This window comes from Microbacterium murale (assembly GCF_014635185.1).
GTDB classification, from domain to species: Bacteria; Actinomycetota; Actinomycetes; order Actinomycetales; family Microbacteriaceae; genus Microbacterium; species Microbacterium murale.
The window spans coordinates 33,439-50,080 of sequence record NZ_BMCM01000008.1 but is presented as its reverse complement, the minus strand read 5'-3'; the positions used below and the strand labels follow the sequence as shown (position 1 = coordinate 50,080).

Annotated in this window: 15 protein-coding genes; 4 read left to right on the top strand and 11 right to left on the bottom strand. The window is 67.8% G+C overall.

Translation table 11 applies throughout. The features are described from left to right. A complete protein-coding gene (purM, locus tag IEV67_RS18245; RefSeq protein WP_188438150.1) occupies positions 1-1,119 on the bottom strand; it encodes a phosphoribosylformylglycinamidine cyclo-ligase in 1,119 nt (372 codons plus the stop codon). Between the two features lie 61 nt (positions 1,120-1,180). Here purM and IEV67_RS18240 point away from each other — a divergent pair, with 61 nt between their 5' ends. Continuing rightward, the gene (locus tag IEV67_RS18240; protein WP_188438149.1) at positions 1,181-1,786 is read left to right on the top strand and encodes a zinc-binding alcohol dehydrogenase; all 606 of its coding nucleotides are present in this window, start codon (positions 1,181-1,183) and stop codon (positions 1,784-1,786) included. A 6-nt stretch (positions 1,787-1,792) separates the two neighbouring features. Here the strand turns inward: IEV67_RS18240 and IEV67_RS18235 are convergent, their stop codons facing one another. From IEV67_RS18235 to IEV67_RS18225, 3 genes are read right to left on the bottom strand one after another with little or no spacing between them, the layout of a single operon-like run. Then, the gene (locus tag IEV67_RS18235) at positions 1,793-2,107 is read right to left on the bottom strand and encodes a potassium transporter Trk (RefSeq protein WP_188438148.1); all 315 of its coding nucleotides are present in this window, start codon (positions 2,105-2,107) and stop codon (positions 1,793-1,795) included. A gap of 53 nt (positions 2,108-2,160) precedes the next feature. Continuing rightward, on the bottom strand, positions 2,161-2,991 hold the full coding sequence (locus tag IEV67_RS18230) for a siderophore-interacting protein (protein ID WP_188438147.1): 831 nt from the start codon (positions 2,989-2,991) through the stop codon (positions 2,161-2,163). Between the two features lie 4 nt (positions 2,992-2,995). Continuing rightward, positions 2,996-6,340, bottom strand: a complete 3,345-nt coding sequence (locus tag IEV67_RS18225; RefSeq protein WP_188438146.1) for an HtaA domain-containing protein — start codon at positions 6,338-6,340, stop codon at positions 2,996-2,998. A gap of 172 nt (positions 6,341-6,512) precedes the next feature. On the opposite strand from IEV67_RS18225, the gene IEV67_RS18220 reads away from it, so the two are divergent. From IEV67_RS18220 to IEV67_RS18210, 3 genes are read left to right on the top strand one after another with little or no spacing between them, the layout of a single operon-like run. Then, complete coding sequence (locus IEV67_RS18220) at positions 6,513-7,646, top strand: heme/hemin ABC transporter substrate-binding protein (RefSeq protein WP_188438145.1); 1,134 nt, start codon at positions 6,513-6,515, stop codon at positions 7,644-7,646. Then, positions 7,643-8,716 carry a FecCD family ABC transporter permease gene (locus IEV67_RS18215; RefSeq protein WP_188438144.1) on the top strand — a complete coding sequence of 358 codons (1,074 nt, stop codon included), beginning with the start codon at positions 7,643-7,645 and terminating at the stop codon, positions 8,714-8,716. The genes IEV67_RS18220 and IEV67_RS18215 overlap by 4 nt, the downstream gene beginning before the upstream one ends. Continuing rightward, complete coding sequence (locus tag IEV67_RS18210) at positions 8,713-9,486, top strand: heme ABC transporter ATP-binding protein (protein WP_188438143.1); 774 nt, start codon at positions 8,713-8,715, stop codon at positions 9,484-9,486. Before IEV67_RS18215 ends, IEV67_RS18210 begins: the two co-directional genes overlap by 4 nt. Here IEV67_RS18210 and IEV67_RS18205 read toward each other — a convergent pair. The 7 genes from IEV67_RS18205 to IEV67_RS18175 form a co-directional block, all read right to left on the bottom strand. Next, the gene (locus IEV67_RS18205) at positions 9,483-9,851 is read right to left on the bottom strand and encodes a sterol carrier family protein (RefSeq protein WP_188438142.1); all 369 of its coding nucleotides are present in this window, start codon (positions 9,849-9,851) and stop codon (positions 9,483-9,485) included. The two genes, IEV67_RS18210 and IEV67_RS18205, sit on opposite strands and share 4 nt — an antisense overlap. A gap of 26 nt (positions 9,852-9,877) precedes the next feature. Further along, a complete protein-coding gene (locus IEV67_RS18200) occupies positions 9,878-11,602 on the bottom strand; it encodes a hypothetical protein (protein WP_188438141.1) in 1,725 nt (574 codons plus the stop codon). Continuing rightward, entirely contained in the window at positions 11,583-12,524 is a 942-nt protein-coding gene (locus tag IEV67_RS18195) for a carbohydrate kinase family protein (protein ID WP_188438140.1), read from the bottom strand. Before IEV67_RS18195 ends, IEV67_RS18200 begins: the two co-directional genes overlap by 20 nt. Then, positions 12,521-13,399: a carbohydrate ABC transporter permease gene (locus tag IEV67_RS18190; protein WP_188438139.1), complete on the bottom strand. Its 879-nt coding sequence runs from the start codon at positions 13,397-13,399 to the stop codon at positions 12,521-12,523. The genes IEV67_RS18195 and IEV67_RS18190 overlap by 4 nt, the downstream gene beginning before the upstream one ends. Continuing rightward, positions 13,399-14,364 carry a carbohydrate ABC transporter permease gene (locus IEV67_RS18185; protein ID WP_188438138.1) on the bottom strand — a complete coding sequence of 322 codons (966 nt, stop codon included), beginning with the start codon at positions 14,362-14,364 and terminating at the stop codon, positions 13,399-13,401. The genes IEV67_RS18190 and IEV67_RS18185 overlap by 1 nt, the downstream gene beginning before the upstream one ends. Positions 14,365-14,386: 22 nt before the next feature. After that, positions 14,387-15,262 (bottom strand): SIS domain-containing protein, encoded by an 876-nt coding sequence (locus IEV67_RS18180; RefSeq protein WP_188438137.1) that lies wholly within the window; start codon positions 15,260-15,262, stop codon positions 14,387-14,389. A 67-nt stretch (positions 15,263-15,329) separates the two neighbouring features. Next, positions 15,330-16,634, bottom strand: coding sequence for an extracellular solute-binding protein (locus IEV67_RS18175; RefSeq protein ID WP_188438136.1), 1,305 nt, complete (start codon positions 16,632-16,634; stop codon positions 15,330-15,332). Positions 16,635-16,642 lie beyond the last annotated feature (8 nt).

Genomic DNA, 16,642 nt, shown 5'->3' with positions numbered 1-16,642 from the left:
TTACTCTGCTCCATCCGCGTATGCGCCGACGAGACGCACCGCACCGCCATCGACGCCCTTGGCGCCTTCTTCGAATTCTCCGGCCGGGCGTGCGCCCGTTCCGACGGTCGCGACCTGCCACGCGTCGATTCCCTCTGCGGCGAGCGCGGTGATCGCAGCATCCTTCTGGCGCTGATCGATCACGGCGAGGAAGCCGATGCCGAGGTTCCAGGTGCCCTCGGTCGACTCGAGGCTGGTGCCGGAGATGTCGCTGAGCACGCGGAAGATCGGGCTCGGCGACCAGGTCGCACGATCGACCTCGGCCCAGCTGCCCACCGGGAGCACACGGGCGAGGTTCGCGGCGATGCCTCCCCCGGTGACATGGCTGAGGGAATGGATGCTGCCGTCTGCGAGCGTGGTGAGAAGACGCAGCAGCGGGAGCGTGTAGAGACGCGTCGGCTCGAGCAGGGCCTCGCCCCAGGTGGTGCCGAAATCGGCGGCGTTGTCGCCGTAGCCGATGCCGGCGCCGGCGACGATGTGGCGCACGAGCGAGTAGCCGTTGGAGTGCAGACCGCTCGATGCGAGAGCCAGCACGACGTCGCCGTCCTGGACGCGTTCCGCACCGAGCACGGCATCCGCCTCGACGATTCCGGTCGCGGCGCCTGCGACGTCGTAGTCGCGGGGTCCGAGGAGACCCGGGTGCTCTGCCGTCTCGCCGCCGACCAGGGCGGTGCCCGTGGCGGTGCAGCCGTCGGCGATGCCGCGGACGATGTCGGCGATGCGCTCGGGGACGACCTTGCCGCACGCGATGTAGTCGGTCATGAACAGGGGCTTCGCCCCCACCACGACGATGTCGTCGACGACCATCCCGACCAGGTCTTGCCCGATCGTGTCGTGCTTGTCGATCGCCTGCGCGATCGCGACCTTGGTGCCGACGCCGTCGGTGCTGGTCGCGAGCAGCGGCTTGGTGTAGCCGAGCAGAGCGGAGGCGTCGAACAGGCCGGCGAACCCGCCGACACCGCCGAGCACTTCGGGGCCGTGCGTAGCGCGCACGGAGGACTTCATCAGCTCGACGGCACGATCACCTGCAGCGGTGTCGACGCCGGCTTCGGAATAGGGATTGGTGGAGGAGGCTGCCACCTGACAAGACTACCGGTGCCCGAGCCTGCGAATCTCCGCGCGACCTCCATAGGATGGGGCCATGGCCGAGAAGCCGCAGTGGTTGATCCGAGAGGATGCCGGGATGCCGGCGCTCGTCGCGCTCGCCCTGCGCCAGATGCTCGGCATCCGCGAGCCAGAGGGCCTGCCGAGCCTGCGCGACCTGCAGGTGCGCGCCCCGGACGCCACCGACGCCAGCGCCGAGCTGGAAGCGCAGTGGCGCGACTACTGGGACATGGCGGTGGAGCCGCGTGCGCACCCCGCCGAGGGGCCGCTGGAGCTGGTCGACGGATTCGACACCCTGGTCGCGCTGCCTGCCACCGGAGCCGAAGAGCTGCGCGACGCGATCTCCCCACTCGCGGCATCCGCCCTGCAATACGCCCGCGATGCCCACAACCGGTACCTGGGCACGATGAAGACGGCCACCGGGGGCGGCGCGTACCGCGCCTATGCGAGCGCGATCGCCGAGTTCGAGCGCGAGATCGGCCGCCGCGCGCACTCGTTCGAACTGAACGTGCAGGTGCTGCCGTTCTCGCAGCGCGGCATCTGGTGGATCGGCGCGCTCACGGTCGCCGTCACCGACGGGCTCAGGCGCGACGTGGTGGCGTTCGACGCCGCCATCCGCCCGATCATCGCGGAAATGGCGTAGTGACGCTCAGTCGGCTTCGATGATCGTCTCGCGGTCGACGCGCACGACGCGATCGTGGCGACGGCCCAGCCGCTCCAGGAAGATCGCGGCCACTCCCCCGAGCGCGAGCCCGATCGGCACCGTCCACAGCAGTGCGAAGCCGAAGACCTGACTCGGCGGGTAGATCACGTCGAGCGCCTGGGACGGCTCGTAGCCTCCGACCATGGTCAGGATGCCGGCGGCGATGATCCCGAGCACGACGCCGATGCCCATGAACACGCCGTAGCGGGGCACCCGCCGAACGGTCGCCTCGACGGTCTCGTGGGAATCGGTGGAGGACATGCATCCATTGTCCCACTGTTCACCGTCGAGCGGACCTCAGGTGCGCGTGCGCCCTATACCTGCCCGACGGCCTCGCGCTTCTCCGCCTGGAACGCATCCTCGCGACGACCATAGGCCCAGTAGGCCGACAGCGACAGCTGTGCACGCTCAACTCCGCGCTCATCGGTGAGGAACGGACGAAGCTGCTTCATCGCGCCGCGCTCGCCGTGCGCGAAGATCTGCACCCGCCCCGAACGCCACTCGAGAGCGCGCACGGCGTCGACGAGCTCGGTGGTCGTCCCGGCCTCACGATCGCCGCGGTGCAGCCAGCGCACCTCTATCCCCTCGGGAACGGTCAGCTCGAGGTGCTCGGAATCATCCTGCACCTCGAGCAGCACCGTACCGACAGCATCTGCCGGCATCGCCTCGAGCGCCGCCGAGATCGCAGGGATCGCCGACTCGTCGCCGACGAGCAGATGCCAATCCGCCGTCGCGTCGGGTGCGTAGCCGCCGCCGATCCCGCCGAGCACGACCGGATCACCGGGCTTCGCGCTCGCTGCCCATGGCCCCGCCACGCCCTCGTCGCCGTGCGTGACGAAGTCGATCCAGATCTGACCCGCGTCGAGGTCGAACCGACGGATCGAATAGGTGCGCACCGACGGCAGCAATTCGACGGGCAGACGCTCTCGCAGCTCCTCCATGTCGTACGGCGGCGTGAGGTTCGCCTCGGACGGTGCGAACTGCATCTTCGTGTAGGCGTCGGTGAAGCCGTTGTCCTCGACGGCCACGATGCCCGGTCCACCTGCGACGATGCGCACCAGGTGGGGTGTCAGCCGGATGGACTCGATGACCTCCAGCACGATCTGAGGACGGTGGCGTCGCTGGGGACGTTCGGAGGTTGTCATGGTGTCAATCCTCTCCGATGGTGGCGGATGCCGCATCCCGGCGCCGCTTGACGACCACGCCGGTCCCGACTCCCGCGCCGACCACGAGCAGCCCGATGACCACCCACGCCCAGATCGGGAACCCTCCGGTCTCGGCCGAGATGGGGGTCACCTCGGCGCTGATCGCGGCGACCGGCTCGTCGATGCTCTCCTCTTCAGCGGGGACCACACCGCAATCTGCGCCGACGGGGATGCGGAACGACACCGGGTCGAACGATTCGCCGGCCGCGTAGGTGCCGAACGCGGCAGCGCCGCTCTCGGTGAGGGTGGATGCCGCGTCGCTCAATGTCAGCACGCCGTCGACGATCTCAGCATCCGCGATCGAGAATTCCACGAACCGCACGTCCTTCTGATCGATCGCCTCGCCGCCCTGGGTGGTGCCGGCGATGTCGAACAGGATGTAGCCCTTGTCTCCGGCGAGTTCGACCCGCGCGTTGTTGAGCTTCGTGTCGAGTGCGCCGTCGTGCCCGTGGAACGCGATGGTGCCTCCGAAGTCGACGAGACCGGTTCCGGCTTCGGACTCGAACGAACCTGCTCCCTCAGACCAGACGAACTCGGGGAACTCGTAGACGACGCCGGTGAGGTTCCAGCCGCCGTGCGCGATGCCCTCGATGTAGTTGCGGAAGCTCTCCTTGTAACCCCAGTCGAGCGTGGCGCCTTCGACCGTGCAGACGCCGATAGCCGCTGCCGCCCGGTCAAGAGTGAAGGCGAGACCGCGGTCGATCGAGCCCTGGAAGGTCAGCGTGTGCGCGCCGGCCTCGAGTGTGGCCGGCAACGCACCGGTCCACGTCGCGACGCCGTTCGCGTCGGCGGTGACGGTGTCGAGCAGTACCGGAGTCGAGTACACGACGACCTTGATGCCCTGCTCATCCGGCTGGAAACCGGATGCTGAGACGGTCGCAGATGCACCTGACTGCAGAGCCTTGAGGTTCTCCTCGTCGATCACGATCCCGTCCGTCGCGGGCGGCGCGGAGGGCAGTACTGCCTTCTGCTGGACGGATGCTGCCGCCACCGTGCCGACGGTGCCGTTGGGCGCCGCGGCCGGAGTGCCGATCGTGAACGTCACCGGGTTCAGGACGGTGCTGAAACCGCCGAGCACCTGATTCTGCCCGGCGGACGTCAGGCTTGCGGGTGCGGCGGTGTACGTCGTCGCACCCCCCGAAGTCGTCTTCGCTGCGGAGGCGATGTCGATCGTCGCGAAAGGCACCCGAGTGCCGTCGTGCGTGACGTAGAGCGTCGCCGCGGATGCTGAGGCGATCTCGATCCGCGGGTTGGAGATCGTCACATTGAGCACGCCGTTGTGACCGGTGAAGCGGACCGCACCGGTGTAGCTCACCGCACCGAGACCGGTCTTCGCGTCGTAGGTGGTGCCGGCGGCCTGTCCGAATTGGAACTGCCCTCCGGAGCGCGTGGCACCGCCGGAGACCCGGATCTCGCCGTGGGCTATGGGCCCTGTCACGTACTCGACGAACGACGACGAGATCGCCCAGCGCAGCGAGCCGCCCGCGACGGGCTGCTGCGGCGCAGTGGGCGGCGTCGTCGGCGGAGCCGTGGGCGGCGTCGTCGGCGGGATCGGCGTCTCGCCTGTGAGCGTCTTCCACTGCTCCGCCGTGATCGTCACAGCGCTGCGTGCGTGGATCGTGTCGGCGTTCGGCATCGTGTGCTGCTTCCAGACGATCACCTCGTACGACTTCGCCTCATCCAGGGTGTCGCCGGCGGCGGTCAGCGTCGTGGCGAACGCGCCGTCGGTGATGCCGCGCACGTACTGCATCGCAAGGAATCCTCCGCCTGCCGTGACATCGGCTTCGGTGCCGGCTTCGATCAGCGCGGCGTAGACGCCTGGCTCGCCTTCGAACCCTCGACCGTCCACATCGACGACGAAGTCGGACCCGTCGACGGACACGACAGTCTCCACGACCTTTTCCTGTGCCGTCCGGTAGTCCAGCAGCGCGCTCTGCTCCTGCGCGGCATTCTTCACACCGCCGGCGGCGTAGGTGTACACGCCGTATGCGCCGCCCTCAGGCTCGGCCGGCGCGTCCTTGAGCGTCAGTTCCGCGGTGAAAGTGCCGTCGGCCGCGATATCGACCCACTGCGCACGGATCGCCCCCTGGTACTGCGCCGGAACCTGGTCGAGCACGGTCTCCGCGAGTGCCCACACCTGCGCACCGACCGATCGCGCACTGGAGGGCGCACCCGTGGACGGCTGCCAGCTCGGAGCGAAGTCGCCGAAGACCACGTAGGTGCCCTGGGGAAGGTTCGACGGGATCGGCACGCCGCGTCCGCCCACGTTCGCCGCCGGGTCGTATCCGCTGCCCTTGACGACGATCGTGTCACCCTCCTTGAGCGCAGAGTCCGCGGCCGGCGTGGTGCCGTCGGCGAGGAAGACCTCGATCGAGGGCTGCAGCGGGGCGGGCTTGAGCGCCGCCCACTGCTCGGCGCTGATGGCGACGTCGGTGCGCGCGTGGATCGTGTCGGCGTTCGGCATCGTGTGCTGCTGCCACGCGATCACCTCGTATGAGACGGCCTGGTCGAGCGCTTCCGCAGCCGCGGTCAGGTTCACCTGGAACGCACCGTCGGCGATGCCGCGCACGTACTGCATCGCGAGGAAGCCGCCCCCTGCGGTGACGTCCGCCTCGGTGCCCTTCTCGATCAGCGCCACGTACTCGCCGGCGACGCCGGCGAAATCCGAGCCCGCGACGCTGACGACCAGGCCACCATCGACGGATGCCGACGACACCGCGGCCGCGACGGCCGGAGTCGGGATCTCGGGTTCGACAGGTGTCTCGGGTTCAACCGGGGTTTCGGGCTCGACCGGTGTCTCCGGCTCGACAGGGACCTCGGGCGGGAACACCGCGTCCCACTGCCCATCAGAGATCGACACGACCGAGCGGCCGTAGAGGTTCTCGGCCGTGAACGCACTGTGCTGCTTCCACATGACCACTTCGTAGGTCAGCGCTCTGTCCAGCTTCGGGGTCGCAGCGGTCAAGGTGAACGAGGTCGATCCGCCTGCGACCGCGGGGAACGGCAGCGCGAACGCGACGTACTCCTGGCTGTTCAGCGCCTCGTCGTTCCCCTGCACGATGAGTGCCGCATACGTTCCGGTGACATCACCGGGAAGGCCGGTAGCGTCCACCTGGATCGTCAAGCCCGACTCGGATGCCGCCGTGACCTGCGGCGCGACGCTCGCGCCGTCGGCGGCAAAGGCGGCCGGCGCGGTGAGCGTGCCGAACAACGTCATCAGCACGGCGAGCACCGCCGCGAACGCTGCTCGGGTGCGACTGTTCGTCGCGCGGATCTCGGTGTGATTCACGGATGCCTCCAGGCGTGAGGCCGCGTACGCCTGTTCACCAGGGCGAGCGCGACGGCAGAAACCTCTTCGGGTCTGATGCTGCGGGTGATGTTGGTTAGGCTTAGCTAACCTCCACCTCTGACCATAGACTGATCCGAGTCATCTCGTCAAAAATTAGGACAGGCTACCCTCAATGCGCTCACGTCTCTCCCCACTCATCGCGGCCGTGCTGCTCTTCGGCCTCGCCGGATGTGCCGCCCCTGTCGCGACCGCGGGATCAGAGGACGCAGCATCCGATGCCTGCCCGGCCGCAGAGCAGCAGCTCTCTGATCTCGAGCTCGTCGACGACGTCCGCACCGCGACCGGGGGCTCGACCGCGTGCCTTCCCGGTCACGCGATCAACCCCGTCTCCGACACGACCGCACCCGACCTCCCCGTCACCGTCACCGACGCCGAAGGGCGCGACGTCGAGATCACCGACGTCAGCCGCATCCTGCCGATCGACATCTCCGGCACCATCGCCGCCACGGTCTTCGCGCTCGGCATGGGAGACGACGTCGTGGGGCGCGACTCCTCGACGACCTTCGACGGGACGCAAGATCTGCCGGTCGTCACCAAGACCGGCCACTCGCTCAACCCGGAGGCGATCCTCGAACTCGCCCCGACCGTGATCCTCACCGACACCACGATCGGCCCGAAAGAGGTGCGCCAGCAACTTCGGGATGCCGGCATCCCGATCGTCGTCATCTCCGATGAGCTGCGCCTCGACAACACCGACCAGCTCGTCGATGAGGTGGCTTCGGCCCTCGGCATCCCGAGCCGTGGTCAGGAGCTCATCGCCCAGGTGGAATCCGACCTCGACGCGGCGCGTGCGGAGATCGCCGAGGTCGCGCCGGCGGACGAGTCCGACCGCGCACGGATGCTGTTCCTCTATGTGCGCGGCAGCGCGAACGTGTATTACATCTTCGGCAAGGACTCCGGCGCGGATTCGCTCATCGAGGCGGTCGGCGGCATCGATGTCGCGAGCGAGATCGGGTGGGAGGGCAACAAGCCCATGACGGCCGAGGCGCTCGTCGCCGCACAGCCAGACGTCCTGGTGATGATGACGGATGGGCTGGAATCCGTCGACGGGATCGACGGGCTCATCGAGCGCGTGCCGGCCGTGGCCGAGACCCCTGCCGGCGTCAACCGCCGCGTGATCGACATGGCCGACGGAGAGATTCTGAGCTTCGGTCCGCGGTCGCCCGAGATCATCCGCGCGATCGCGCGCGCCCTGTATGCGCCCGCCTCCGGCGCGGCGTCCTCCGCCGGCGGGAACGCAGAATGACCGCAGAGGTCGTCACCCGCACGCCCGAGCGGCACCGCGGGGTGAGGTTCGCTGTGGTCACGCTCGCCCTCGCCGCCGCGCTCGTCGTCACCTGCATCGTGTCGCTCGCCAGCGGACAGTACTCGCTGTCGCCGACCGAGATCGTCGGCATCCTCCTGCACGGCGCCGGCATCGACACCGCGTGGGCGCCGGCGAACGCGTCGGACTCGGGCGTGATCTTCAACATCCGCCTTCCCCGTCTCGTGCTCGGCATCCTGGTCGGCGCCGCGCTGGCGGTCGCCGGTGTGCTGATGCAGGCGATCTTCGGGAACCCATTGGCGGATGCCAGCGTCGTCGGCGTCTCATCCGGAGCGGCGCTGGGCGCCGCGGCGAGTCTCACCTTCGGACTCTCGACGTTCGGGATGTGGACCACCCCGGCCCTGTCGTTCATCGGCGGACTCATCGCGGTGTTCTCGGTGTACTTCATCAGCCGATCCGGAGGCCGGACCGAGGTCGTCACGCTGCTGCTCACCGGCATCGCGATCAATGCGATCGGCGGTGCGGGCATGGCGTTCATGACGTTCCTCGGCACCACATCGACGCGCGAGCAGATCGTCTTCTGGCAGCTCGGTTCGCTCAACGGCGCGCTGTGGCCGAACATCGCGGTCGTCGCGCCGTTGACCGGAATCGGCGTCGTGATCGCGGTGATCGTCGCGCATCAGCTCGACCTCTTCGCCCTCGGCGAGCGCACGGCACGCCACCTCGGCGTGCAGGTCGAGCGGCTGCGGATCGTCGTGATCGTGACCGTCGCGATCCTGGTCTGCGCAGCTGTCGCCTTCGCGGGCATCATCGGATTCGTTGGACTCGTGATCCCGCATCTCATGCGCATGATCATCGGGCCCGCACATCTGCCGTTGATCATCTCCTCGACCGTCGGCGGTGCGCTGCTCATCGCCCTCGCTGACCTCGTCGCCCGCACGGCCGTGCCGCTGGCCGACATGCCGATCGGGATGATCACTTCGCTGGTCGGCGGCCCGTTCTTCCTGTGGCTCCTCGTGCGCACCCGCCGCCGGTCAGGAGGCTGGGCATGAGCGTGCGGCTGCGGTCGGCTGAGGTCACGGTCCGGGTCGCCGGAGGGAGGGCGATCCTCGAGGATGCCTCGATCGACGTGAATCCCGGTGAGATCCACGCGCTGGTCGGACCGAACGGCGCAGGAAAGTCCACGCTGTTCGGGGTGCTCGCCGGAGACATCGCTCCGGAGACCGGCGCAGTCGAGATCGACGGGCGTTCGATCACCGACATCCGTCCTCGTGAGCTCGCGCGTACGAGGGCGGTGCTGCTGCAGGAGAACGCGGTGTCGTTCCCGTTCAGCGCGGAGCAGGTGGTGCGGATGGGGCGGGCGCCCTGGGCGCGCACGGAATACGAGAACGACGACGACACCCTGATCGCGGCGGCCATGAGTGCCATGGAGATCGATGGCCTCGCCCAGCGGTCGGTGTCGTCACTGTCGGGAGGTGAACGGGCGAGGGTGGCCATCGCGCGTGTTCTCGCGCAGGCGACGCCGATCATGCTGCTCGACGAGCCGACGGCCTCGCTCGATCTCAAGCACCATGAAGACGTCATGCGTCTGGCGCGTGCCACAGCGGATGCCGGTACCGCCGTCGCCGTCGTCCTGCATGATCTGAACGCCGCTCTCGCCCACGCCGACCGACTGACGCTGCTCGCATCAGGGCGGGTCATCGCGTCGGGGCCGCCGGCCGAAGTCCTGACCGCCGAGCGGATCGCAGAGGTGTACGGGCAGGCGGTGGACGTGTTCCCGCATCCCATCACCGGCGTTCCGCTGGTGGTGCCGCGGCGCTAAGGGCGCAGGGGCATCAGGTCCGACAGGTCGGCGCGCGTGCCGGATGCCTGTACACGACCTGCCGCGACGACCTCGACCCACGTCTCGACGCCCGTCGCGAGGTCGATCCAGGTCGCGGCATCCATCTCGATGACATTGGGCGGCGTGCCGCGCGTGTGACGGGGACCCTGGACGACCTGCACCGCACCGAACGGCGGCACCCTCACCTCGACGCTGTTGCCCGGCGCCTTCTCATCGAGCAGCTGCAGCAGGTAGCGCACGGCGGTCGCGAGCTCTGTACGCGCGGGCTTCGCCGCGTCTGCGCGGGATACGCGCACGGCATCCAGGGCGCTGCGCCCTTCACTCACGTCGATCTTCCTGGCCACGCGATCAGCCTACGACCACGTGAGGCTCACCCCCGGGGAATGAGGCGCACGAACCGGACGACGAGGTCGTCCGCGCCGTCAGCGAGAGAGATGCGCAGACGCGTGGCATCCGTTCCGATGCCACCGTCCGGCAGCGCGATCGTCGCGGTGCGCCATTCTCCGGATCCGGTTCGCTCCACGGCAGCGGATGACCCGGCATCCGAATCGACCGCGAACGAGCCCGACCCTTCGTCCAGGAACGTCACCTTCGTCACCACCTGCTGTCCGTCAACTGCCGCAGCGAACCGCGGATCCACCTCGAAGACGAACCCGGTATCGCCCGCAGCGGCCTCGGTGGACAGGCCCTCGTGAGCTGTGCCGTTGGCCTCTTCGAGTTCTCCCGTATGGGTGTCGACGTCGGTGCGGTGCGCGACAGAACCGGGCTCGTCGACCTGCACGAGCCAGCGCTCCAGATTGCGCACCCACGGCCGTGACGGCCAGTCGCTCTCATCCTCGAACGGACCGGTCTGCGCGTCATCCGCCCAGAAGGTGTCCTCCGCATCGCGCAGCGCCGCCCACGCATCCGGCGCAGTCTCGACTGTCTGTCCCAGCTCCAGCCGCACCCAGTCCCAGTGCTCGGCGTACTCCGACATGTACGAGGGCCCCGGAACGACGTACATCCAGTTCATCCGCAACTGCAGCGCCTTGAGATTCGCCTGCCGCACCGCGTAGTACGGGTCCGACGTGTCGTAGCCGCAGTCCGTGAAGCACTCGTTCTCGGTGGCGACGATGAAGCGGCCGGAGTGGATCGGCAGCGACTCGTCCACCACCATGTGCCCGTCCGGCTGGATGTGCGAGCCGTATGCCGGAGCCTCGCTGAGATGGAAGTTGCTCGGCTCGGTGATCCCGGTGCGGATACCCATCCCGGCATCCACCGCCTGAACGGCGAGGAGGTCGTCGGCAGCATCGAACGGCCCCCACGGGTAGTCCTCGCCGGTGAAGACGAGCTTGTGCGCGTTGTCACCGAACAGTTCGACGAGGTCGGTCCAGGCGTGCGCGTACCAGGAGAGATACGTCTGCTCGTCGAGATCGCCGCTCTCCACTGCTGCGGTGACCATCTCGTAGTCGAACTCCGCCCAGGTGAATGCGCCAGGCACGTAGACGAAACGCAGCCGGGGATCATCGGCAAGATCGAGGTCGATGAACAGCGCACGATACGTGTCGAGCAGATGCCCCCAGACGCACTCGTCCCAGATCGGCAGATGCGACTGGCCGTCGTAGTCCGGCCCGTACGTCGTGACCCCGCAGTCGTCCGCCACCCACTGCGGCGCCCAGTCCTCGCCGCTGGCGAAGATGCGCATCCAGAAGTCACCGGGTTCGGAGAGCTGCGCCTCCAGCGCATCGAAGCTCATGTCCTGAGCAGTGCCCGTCGACTGCCGGTCGATCGCCCCATCCCGATCCGGCCGGATCTGCCGCCAGCTGACGTCGATGGAGCGGACCGCGACGAGATCGTCGGGCGAGGCATCCTCCGAGAAGAACCCCGAGTTCTGCGCAGGACGAGCACCCTGCGGCAGAGTCCAGTCATCGCCGTCGACCACGCGGACGCCATCTGGACCGGCATCGACGAACTCCGCCTGCGGACCGACGTCGAGTTCAACCTCGAGTGAACCGTCATCCGGCAGCGCCGCCTCGCCGGTCACGGTGCATCCGGCGAGAGAGGCGAGCACCGCGACGACGGCGACCGCCGCGACCTCACGGCGCACTGACCGCATCTTCGACGTATTGCCCGACCTCGGCGCGACTCGCCTGCCCGCCAGTGCCACCGGCGCCGCGGGTGGAGAGGGAACCGGCGACCGCCGCCCAACGCAGTGCACGGGCGACGTCGCCGTCTTCGAGCCACGAGGCGAGGAACCCCGCGTCGAAACTGTCGCCCGCTCCGGTCGTGTCGACGACGTCGAGAGACAGCCCGGCGGCACGCATGACGCGTCCGTTCGTCACCGCCAGTCCGCCGGCGGCACCGTCCTTGACGATCACGGCCGGTCCGTGCGCGGCGAGTGCTCGAGCTGCCGTTTCGACGTCTGCGGCATCCGCGCCGAGTGCTGCCGCAAGCGCGATCGCCTCTGCGGCGTTGGGCAGCAGAAGGTCGAGTACCGGAAGGCATGCCTCCACGCCCTCCCACCGTTCGGCCGGATCCCAATTGGTGTCGAGGCTCGTCGTGATGCCCTGCTCACGCAGCGCGGCCAGCACCGATGGCAGCTCGCGGGCGAGAGCGGGAGTGAGGAAGTACGACGCGAAATGCACATGCGCCGCTCCATCCGCTGCCGCCAGCACCTCATCGGCGGTGACACCGGCGAGCGCGCCGGTGAGCGTGAGAATGGCGCGATCATCGAGCGCGGAGAGGATGACGGACACACCCGTCGGCTCGTCGACGACCCGCACAGCGCCGGTGTCGACTCCCGCCTCCGCGAGCAGCTCGCGGGTCCGGTCGCCGAACACATCGGCCCCGACGCGGGCGACGAGCGCAGTGTCGACGTCCAGCCGCGCGAGTCCCACTGCGCAGATGCCGGCGCTCGAGCCGAGCACGAGATCCGCACCGTCCAGCAGCTGCTCCGCCTGACCGAACCGAGGAACGACGTCGCCGCGCAGCACGAGATCGAGATTGGCATCGCCGGCGACGAGCACCCGCGCGGTCATCCCTTCAGTCCAGACATCGTCATGGTCTGCACGAACTGCTTCTGGGCGAAGAGGAAGAACAGCACCAGTGGTGCCGTGGCGATGACGTTCGCCGCCATGAGCAACTCCCATTGTGTGCGCCTCGTGCTCTGGAAGTTGGCGATGCCCAGCTGCACGGTGAAGATGCTGTCGTCGTTGATCGCGATCAGCGGCCAGATCAGATCATTCCACGAACTGAGCAGCGTGAAGATCGCGAGCGTCGCGATCGCGGGCTTGGCCAGCGGCAGCACGACCCGCAGGAAGGTCTGCAGGCGGTTCGCGCCGTCCAGCGCCGCCGCCTCCTCGATCTCCTTCGGGATCGAGAGGAAAAACTGCCGCATCAGGAAGATGCCGAACGCCGAAGCCAGCCAAGGCACGAATGCCGCGGCGAGAGTGTTGATGACGCCGAGCTTCGAGAACATCACGTACGTCGGAATCATCAGCAGCTGGGTCGGGATCATGATCGTGGCGACGATCATGAAGAACCCGACGTTGCGTCCGCGGAACTGCAGCCGGGCGAATCCGTAGCCGGCGAGCGAGCACAGGATCACGTGGGCGACGATCGCGATGATGGAGACGATCGTGCTGTTGAGCAGCCAGGTCAGCACATCCGTCGTCGTGAACAGGGCGATGAAACCGTCGAGTGTGAAGCGCGACGGCACGAACGGCGGCGGGAACTTCACCAGCTCGTCCGCCGGCGACAGCGAGGCCATGACCATCTGCGCGAACGGGATCACGAACAGCAGCGCGATCGGCGCGAGCACGAAATGCCACCCGCTCATCCCCCGGCGGCGACGCGGTGGGCGCTCGCTCTTCCCTGTCGTGAGGGTGACCGTGTCCAGCATGTCCAGTGCCATCAGAACGCCTCCATCTTCCGGCTGCGCGCGTAGACGACCATGCCGATCGTGATGAGCAGCGTCACGGCGAACAGCACGTACGCCGCCGCCGATCCGTACCCGAACTCGAGAGTCTTGAACGCCTTCTCCCACAGGAAGTACACGATCGTCTTCGTCGCATCCAGCGGCCCTCCCCTCGTCGTCGTGTAGACGAGGTCGAACAGCTGCAGGGCGCCGATCATCTGCCAGATCGTGACGAACACCGTCACCGGTCCGAGCTCGGGCCATACGATCCGCCAGAACGTCTGCCATGGGTTCGCGCCATCGATGCGCGCGGCCTCCAGCAGGTCGGTCGGGATGTCTTGCAGCGCTGCGAGATAGATCACCGTCGTGAACGCGGCCTGGCCCCACAGCGACATGATCGCGATGACGAGCATCGCCTGCTGCGGATCCTCCAGCCACCCTTGTGCGGGCAGACCCACCGTGCGCAGCGCGTTGTTGGCGAGCCCGTACTGAGGACTGAACAGGTAGGTCGACAGGATGCCGGTGGCCGCGGCCGACGCGACGAAGGGCACGAAGATCGCGGTGCGGTAGATGCCGACGAACCGGATGTTGCGATTCAGGGCGACGGCGAGGAACAGCCCGAGGAGCACGGATGCCGGGACGAACAGCACGACGTAGATTCCGGTGTGCGTCACCGCATCCCAGAACTCCGCATCGCTCATCAACCGGCTGTAGTTGTCGCCGCCGACGAACTCCGGCGGTGCGAAGCCGTTCCACTTCTGCAGCGAGAGCACGAACGCCCATACTGCCGGGAAGATCGACAGGCCGAGGATGATCAGCATCGCCGGGGCGACGAACGCCCAGCCGGTGAGATCATTGCGCAGCAGCCACTTGCGGGGTCTGCGCGCCGGGGCTGCCGGAGCCGCGGGCTCGTCATCGGCTCGCGCCTGAGGCGTTGCTGTATCGCGTGTCGTCATCGTCATCGCCGCTCCTCCGGACCCGAACTCAGGAAAGCACAATCGACCTCGTGAGGTGGCGAGGGCTGTCGGGATCCAGTCCTCGCTGCTCGGCCGTGCGCACGGCGAAGCGCTGTGCGAGAGCCAGTTCGATGAGCGGGTCGGCGGTGCCCTGCACGACCACCGCTCCGGTTGCCTCGATCTCACGGGCCAGTGCGTCATTGCGCACGCCGATGAACCAGACCAGGGACCCCTCGTGCGCCACCGCGAGCGGCCCATGGCGGTAGTCCAGAAGGGGGTACGACTCCGCCCACGCCTGCGCGGCCTCGCGGATCTTCAACGCGGCCTCCTGCGCCAGCCCGTAGGTCCAGCCGCGACCGAGATACACGACATGCTCGAAGTCACCCGTGAGCGCCGGCGGATCGGCGAGCGCAGCAGCCGCCAGATCGGGCAGTCGCGACACGTCTTCGCCGAACGCCGCACGAGCAAGGAACAGCAGCGTGGTGGGGAACCGCGTCTGCACGACGGATTCCTCGTCGGCGAAGTCGAGCAGGACCACCTCATCGGCCAGTCGTGCGCACGGCGAGTCAGAGACCCCCGTGATGACGATCTTGCGCACGCCGTCCGGCAGGGCGTTCATCGCGTCGATGACCTCGGTCGTCGTCCCGGAGCGGCTGATGCTCACCACCACGTCGTAAGGGCGCCATGGTCGGGGCTCCGACGCATAGGCGGCATCCGTCTCGCCGAGACCGGCCTCTTCGCGCAACTGCGCGAAGGATTCGGCGACGAATGCGGAGGTGCCGCATCCGATCACCAGCATCCGCTCGCCAGGGCGAGCCAGCACACGGGTCGCCTCTTCGCGCAACTCCCATGCCGCCCGCCATACGTCCGGCTGGCTGTCGATCTCGACAGAGGTGACGTTCATGACTCTCTTTCCTACGAGTTGTTGATGGGGTGGCACGGCGGCCGCGTCGGTCGCCCTACCGGATGGATCAGTCGGCCAGAGCCTGGTTCGCCTTCTCGGCAGCGGCCTTGAGAGCCTCGTCCGCGGTGCCCTGACCCTGCAGCACCTGGGAGATCTGCGACCCGATCGCCTCGGACAGCCCCACGTAGCCGGCGACCGTCGGACGCGCGTTGACGGCATTGGCGTTGTTCTCAGCCATGACGTCCAGCCCGGGAAGCGCCTCGACCTGCGCCTGGAACTCGGGAGTCTCGATCTCGCTCGCGCGCAGCGGGAGATTGCCGTATGCGACGTTCCAGCGAAGATCCTGTTCGGGCGCCGTGAGCCACTTCATGAGCTCGAACGACCAGTGATTCTCGTTGACGTCCTGCGTGTCGAACAGCGCCCAGATGTCGGGGCCGGAGACGGTCTGGTGATCGCCGTCCGTACCCGGAAGCGTCGTCACCCCGTACTCGGTGCCTGCGGTGTTCAGATCGTAGAGCTGCCAGGGCCCGGAGGTCATCATGCCGATGCGGTCGGCCGCGAACAGCTGCGCGAACTTCGTGTCGGTCTGGTCGAGGTAGACGCTCTTGTCGTCGACGGCCATCTGGCGCAGGAACTCAAGGGCTTCGACGCCTTCGTCGCTCGCGAACGCGGCGGTGCCGTCATCGTTCAGGATCTCGCCACCGTGCTGCCACAGGTGCGGCCAGAACTGCCAGGTGGTCTCCTCCGAGCCTGACACCGAGTACGCGTAGCCGTATGTCTCGTTCGCGGGATCCGTGAGCTTCTTCGCCGCGTCGCGGAACTCGTCCCAGCTCCACTGGTCTGTCGGATAGTCGACACCGGCGGCGTCGAAGACCGTCTTGTTGTAGATGAGAGAGATGTTGTCGACGAGCGCCGGGAACCCGATGATGCCCTCGCCGGTGGGCTGCACCGTCGAGCGGGCAGCCTCGGAGAACTCATCCCACCCGACGTCGGGATCGGACACCTGTTCGGTGATGTCCAGAGTGCGCTGAGAGGACTCCAACTCGCTCGCCCATGCGCCGAACGCGTAGGAGATGTTCGGATAGCTGTTGCCGGCGAAGCCCGCCGAGAGCTTCTGAAGGAGCTCCTCGGTGGAGGACGCACCGGAGGAGATGTCGATCGTGACGTTGGGGTGGAGTTCTTCGAAGTCCGCCGCAAGTCCCTCCAGGATCTCTTCCGCCTGATCACTCTGACCCGTCCACCACGTGAGGGTGACATCCGCATCGGGATCGAGCTCGGTGGCGCCCTGGCCCCCTGCACAGCCGGCAAGGCTGCCCACCAGCGCGGCCGCGGTGAGCGCGGTGACCGCGATTCGTCTGCTGCTTCGTCGCATCATGTAAT

Coding starts and splice junctions, on each gene's coding strand:
- IEV67_RS18230 (WP_188438147.1), bottom strand. CDS start 2,991: ATGACAACCTCCGAACGTCCCCAGCGACGCCACCGTCCTCAGATCGTG.
- IEV67_RS18175 (WP_188438136.1), bottom strand. CDS start 16,634: ATGCGACGAAGCAGCAGACGAATCGCGGTCACCGCGCTCACCGCGGCC.
- IEV67_RS18200 (WP_188438141.1), bottom strand. CDS start 11,602: ATGCGGTCAGTGCGCCGTGAGGTCGCGGCGGTCGCCGTCGTCGCGGTG.
- IEV67_RS18190 (WP_188438139.1), bottom strand. CDS start 13,399: ATGGCACTGGACATGCTGGACACGGTCACCCTCACGACAGGGAAGAGC.
- IEV67_RS18185 (WP_188438138.1), bottom strand. CDS start 14,364: ATGACGATGACGACACGCGATACAGCAACGCCTCAGGCGCGAGCCGAT.
- IEV67_RS18210 (WP_188438143.1), top strand. CDS start 8,713: ATGAGCGTGCGGCTGCGGTCGGCTGAGGTCACGGTCCGGGTCGCCGGA.
- IEV67_RS18220 (WP_188438145.1), top strand. CDS start 6,513: ATGCGCTCACGTCTCTCCCCACTCATCGCGGCCGTGCTGCTCTTCGGC.
- IEV67_RS18195 (WP_188438140.1), bottom strand. CDS start 12,524: ATGACCGCGCGGGTGCTCGTCGCCGGCGATGCCAATCTCGATCTCGTG.
- IEV67_RS18240 (WP_188438149.1), top strand. CDS start 1,181: ATGGCCGAGAAGCCGCAGTGGTTGATCCGAGAGGATGCCGGGATGCCG.
- IEV67_RS18180 (WP_188438137.1), bottom strand. CDS start 15,262: ATGAACGTCACCTCTGTCGAGATCGACAGCCAGCCGGACGTATGGCGG.
- IEV67_RS18235 (WP_188438148.1), bottom strand. CDS start 2,107: ATGTCCTCCACCGATTCCCACGAGACCGTCGAGGCGACCGTTCGGCGG.
- IEV67_RS18215 (WP_188438144.1), top strand. CDS start 7,643: ATGACCGCAGAGGTCGTCACCCGCACGCCCGAGCGGCACCGCGGGGTG.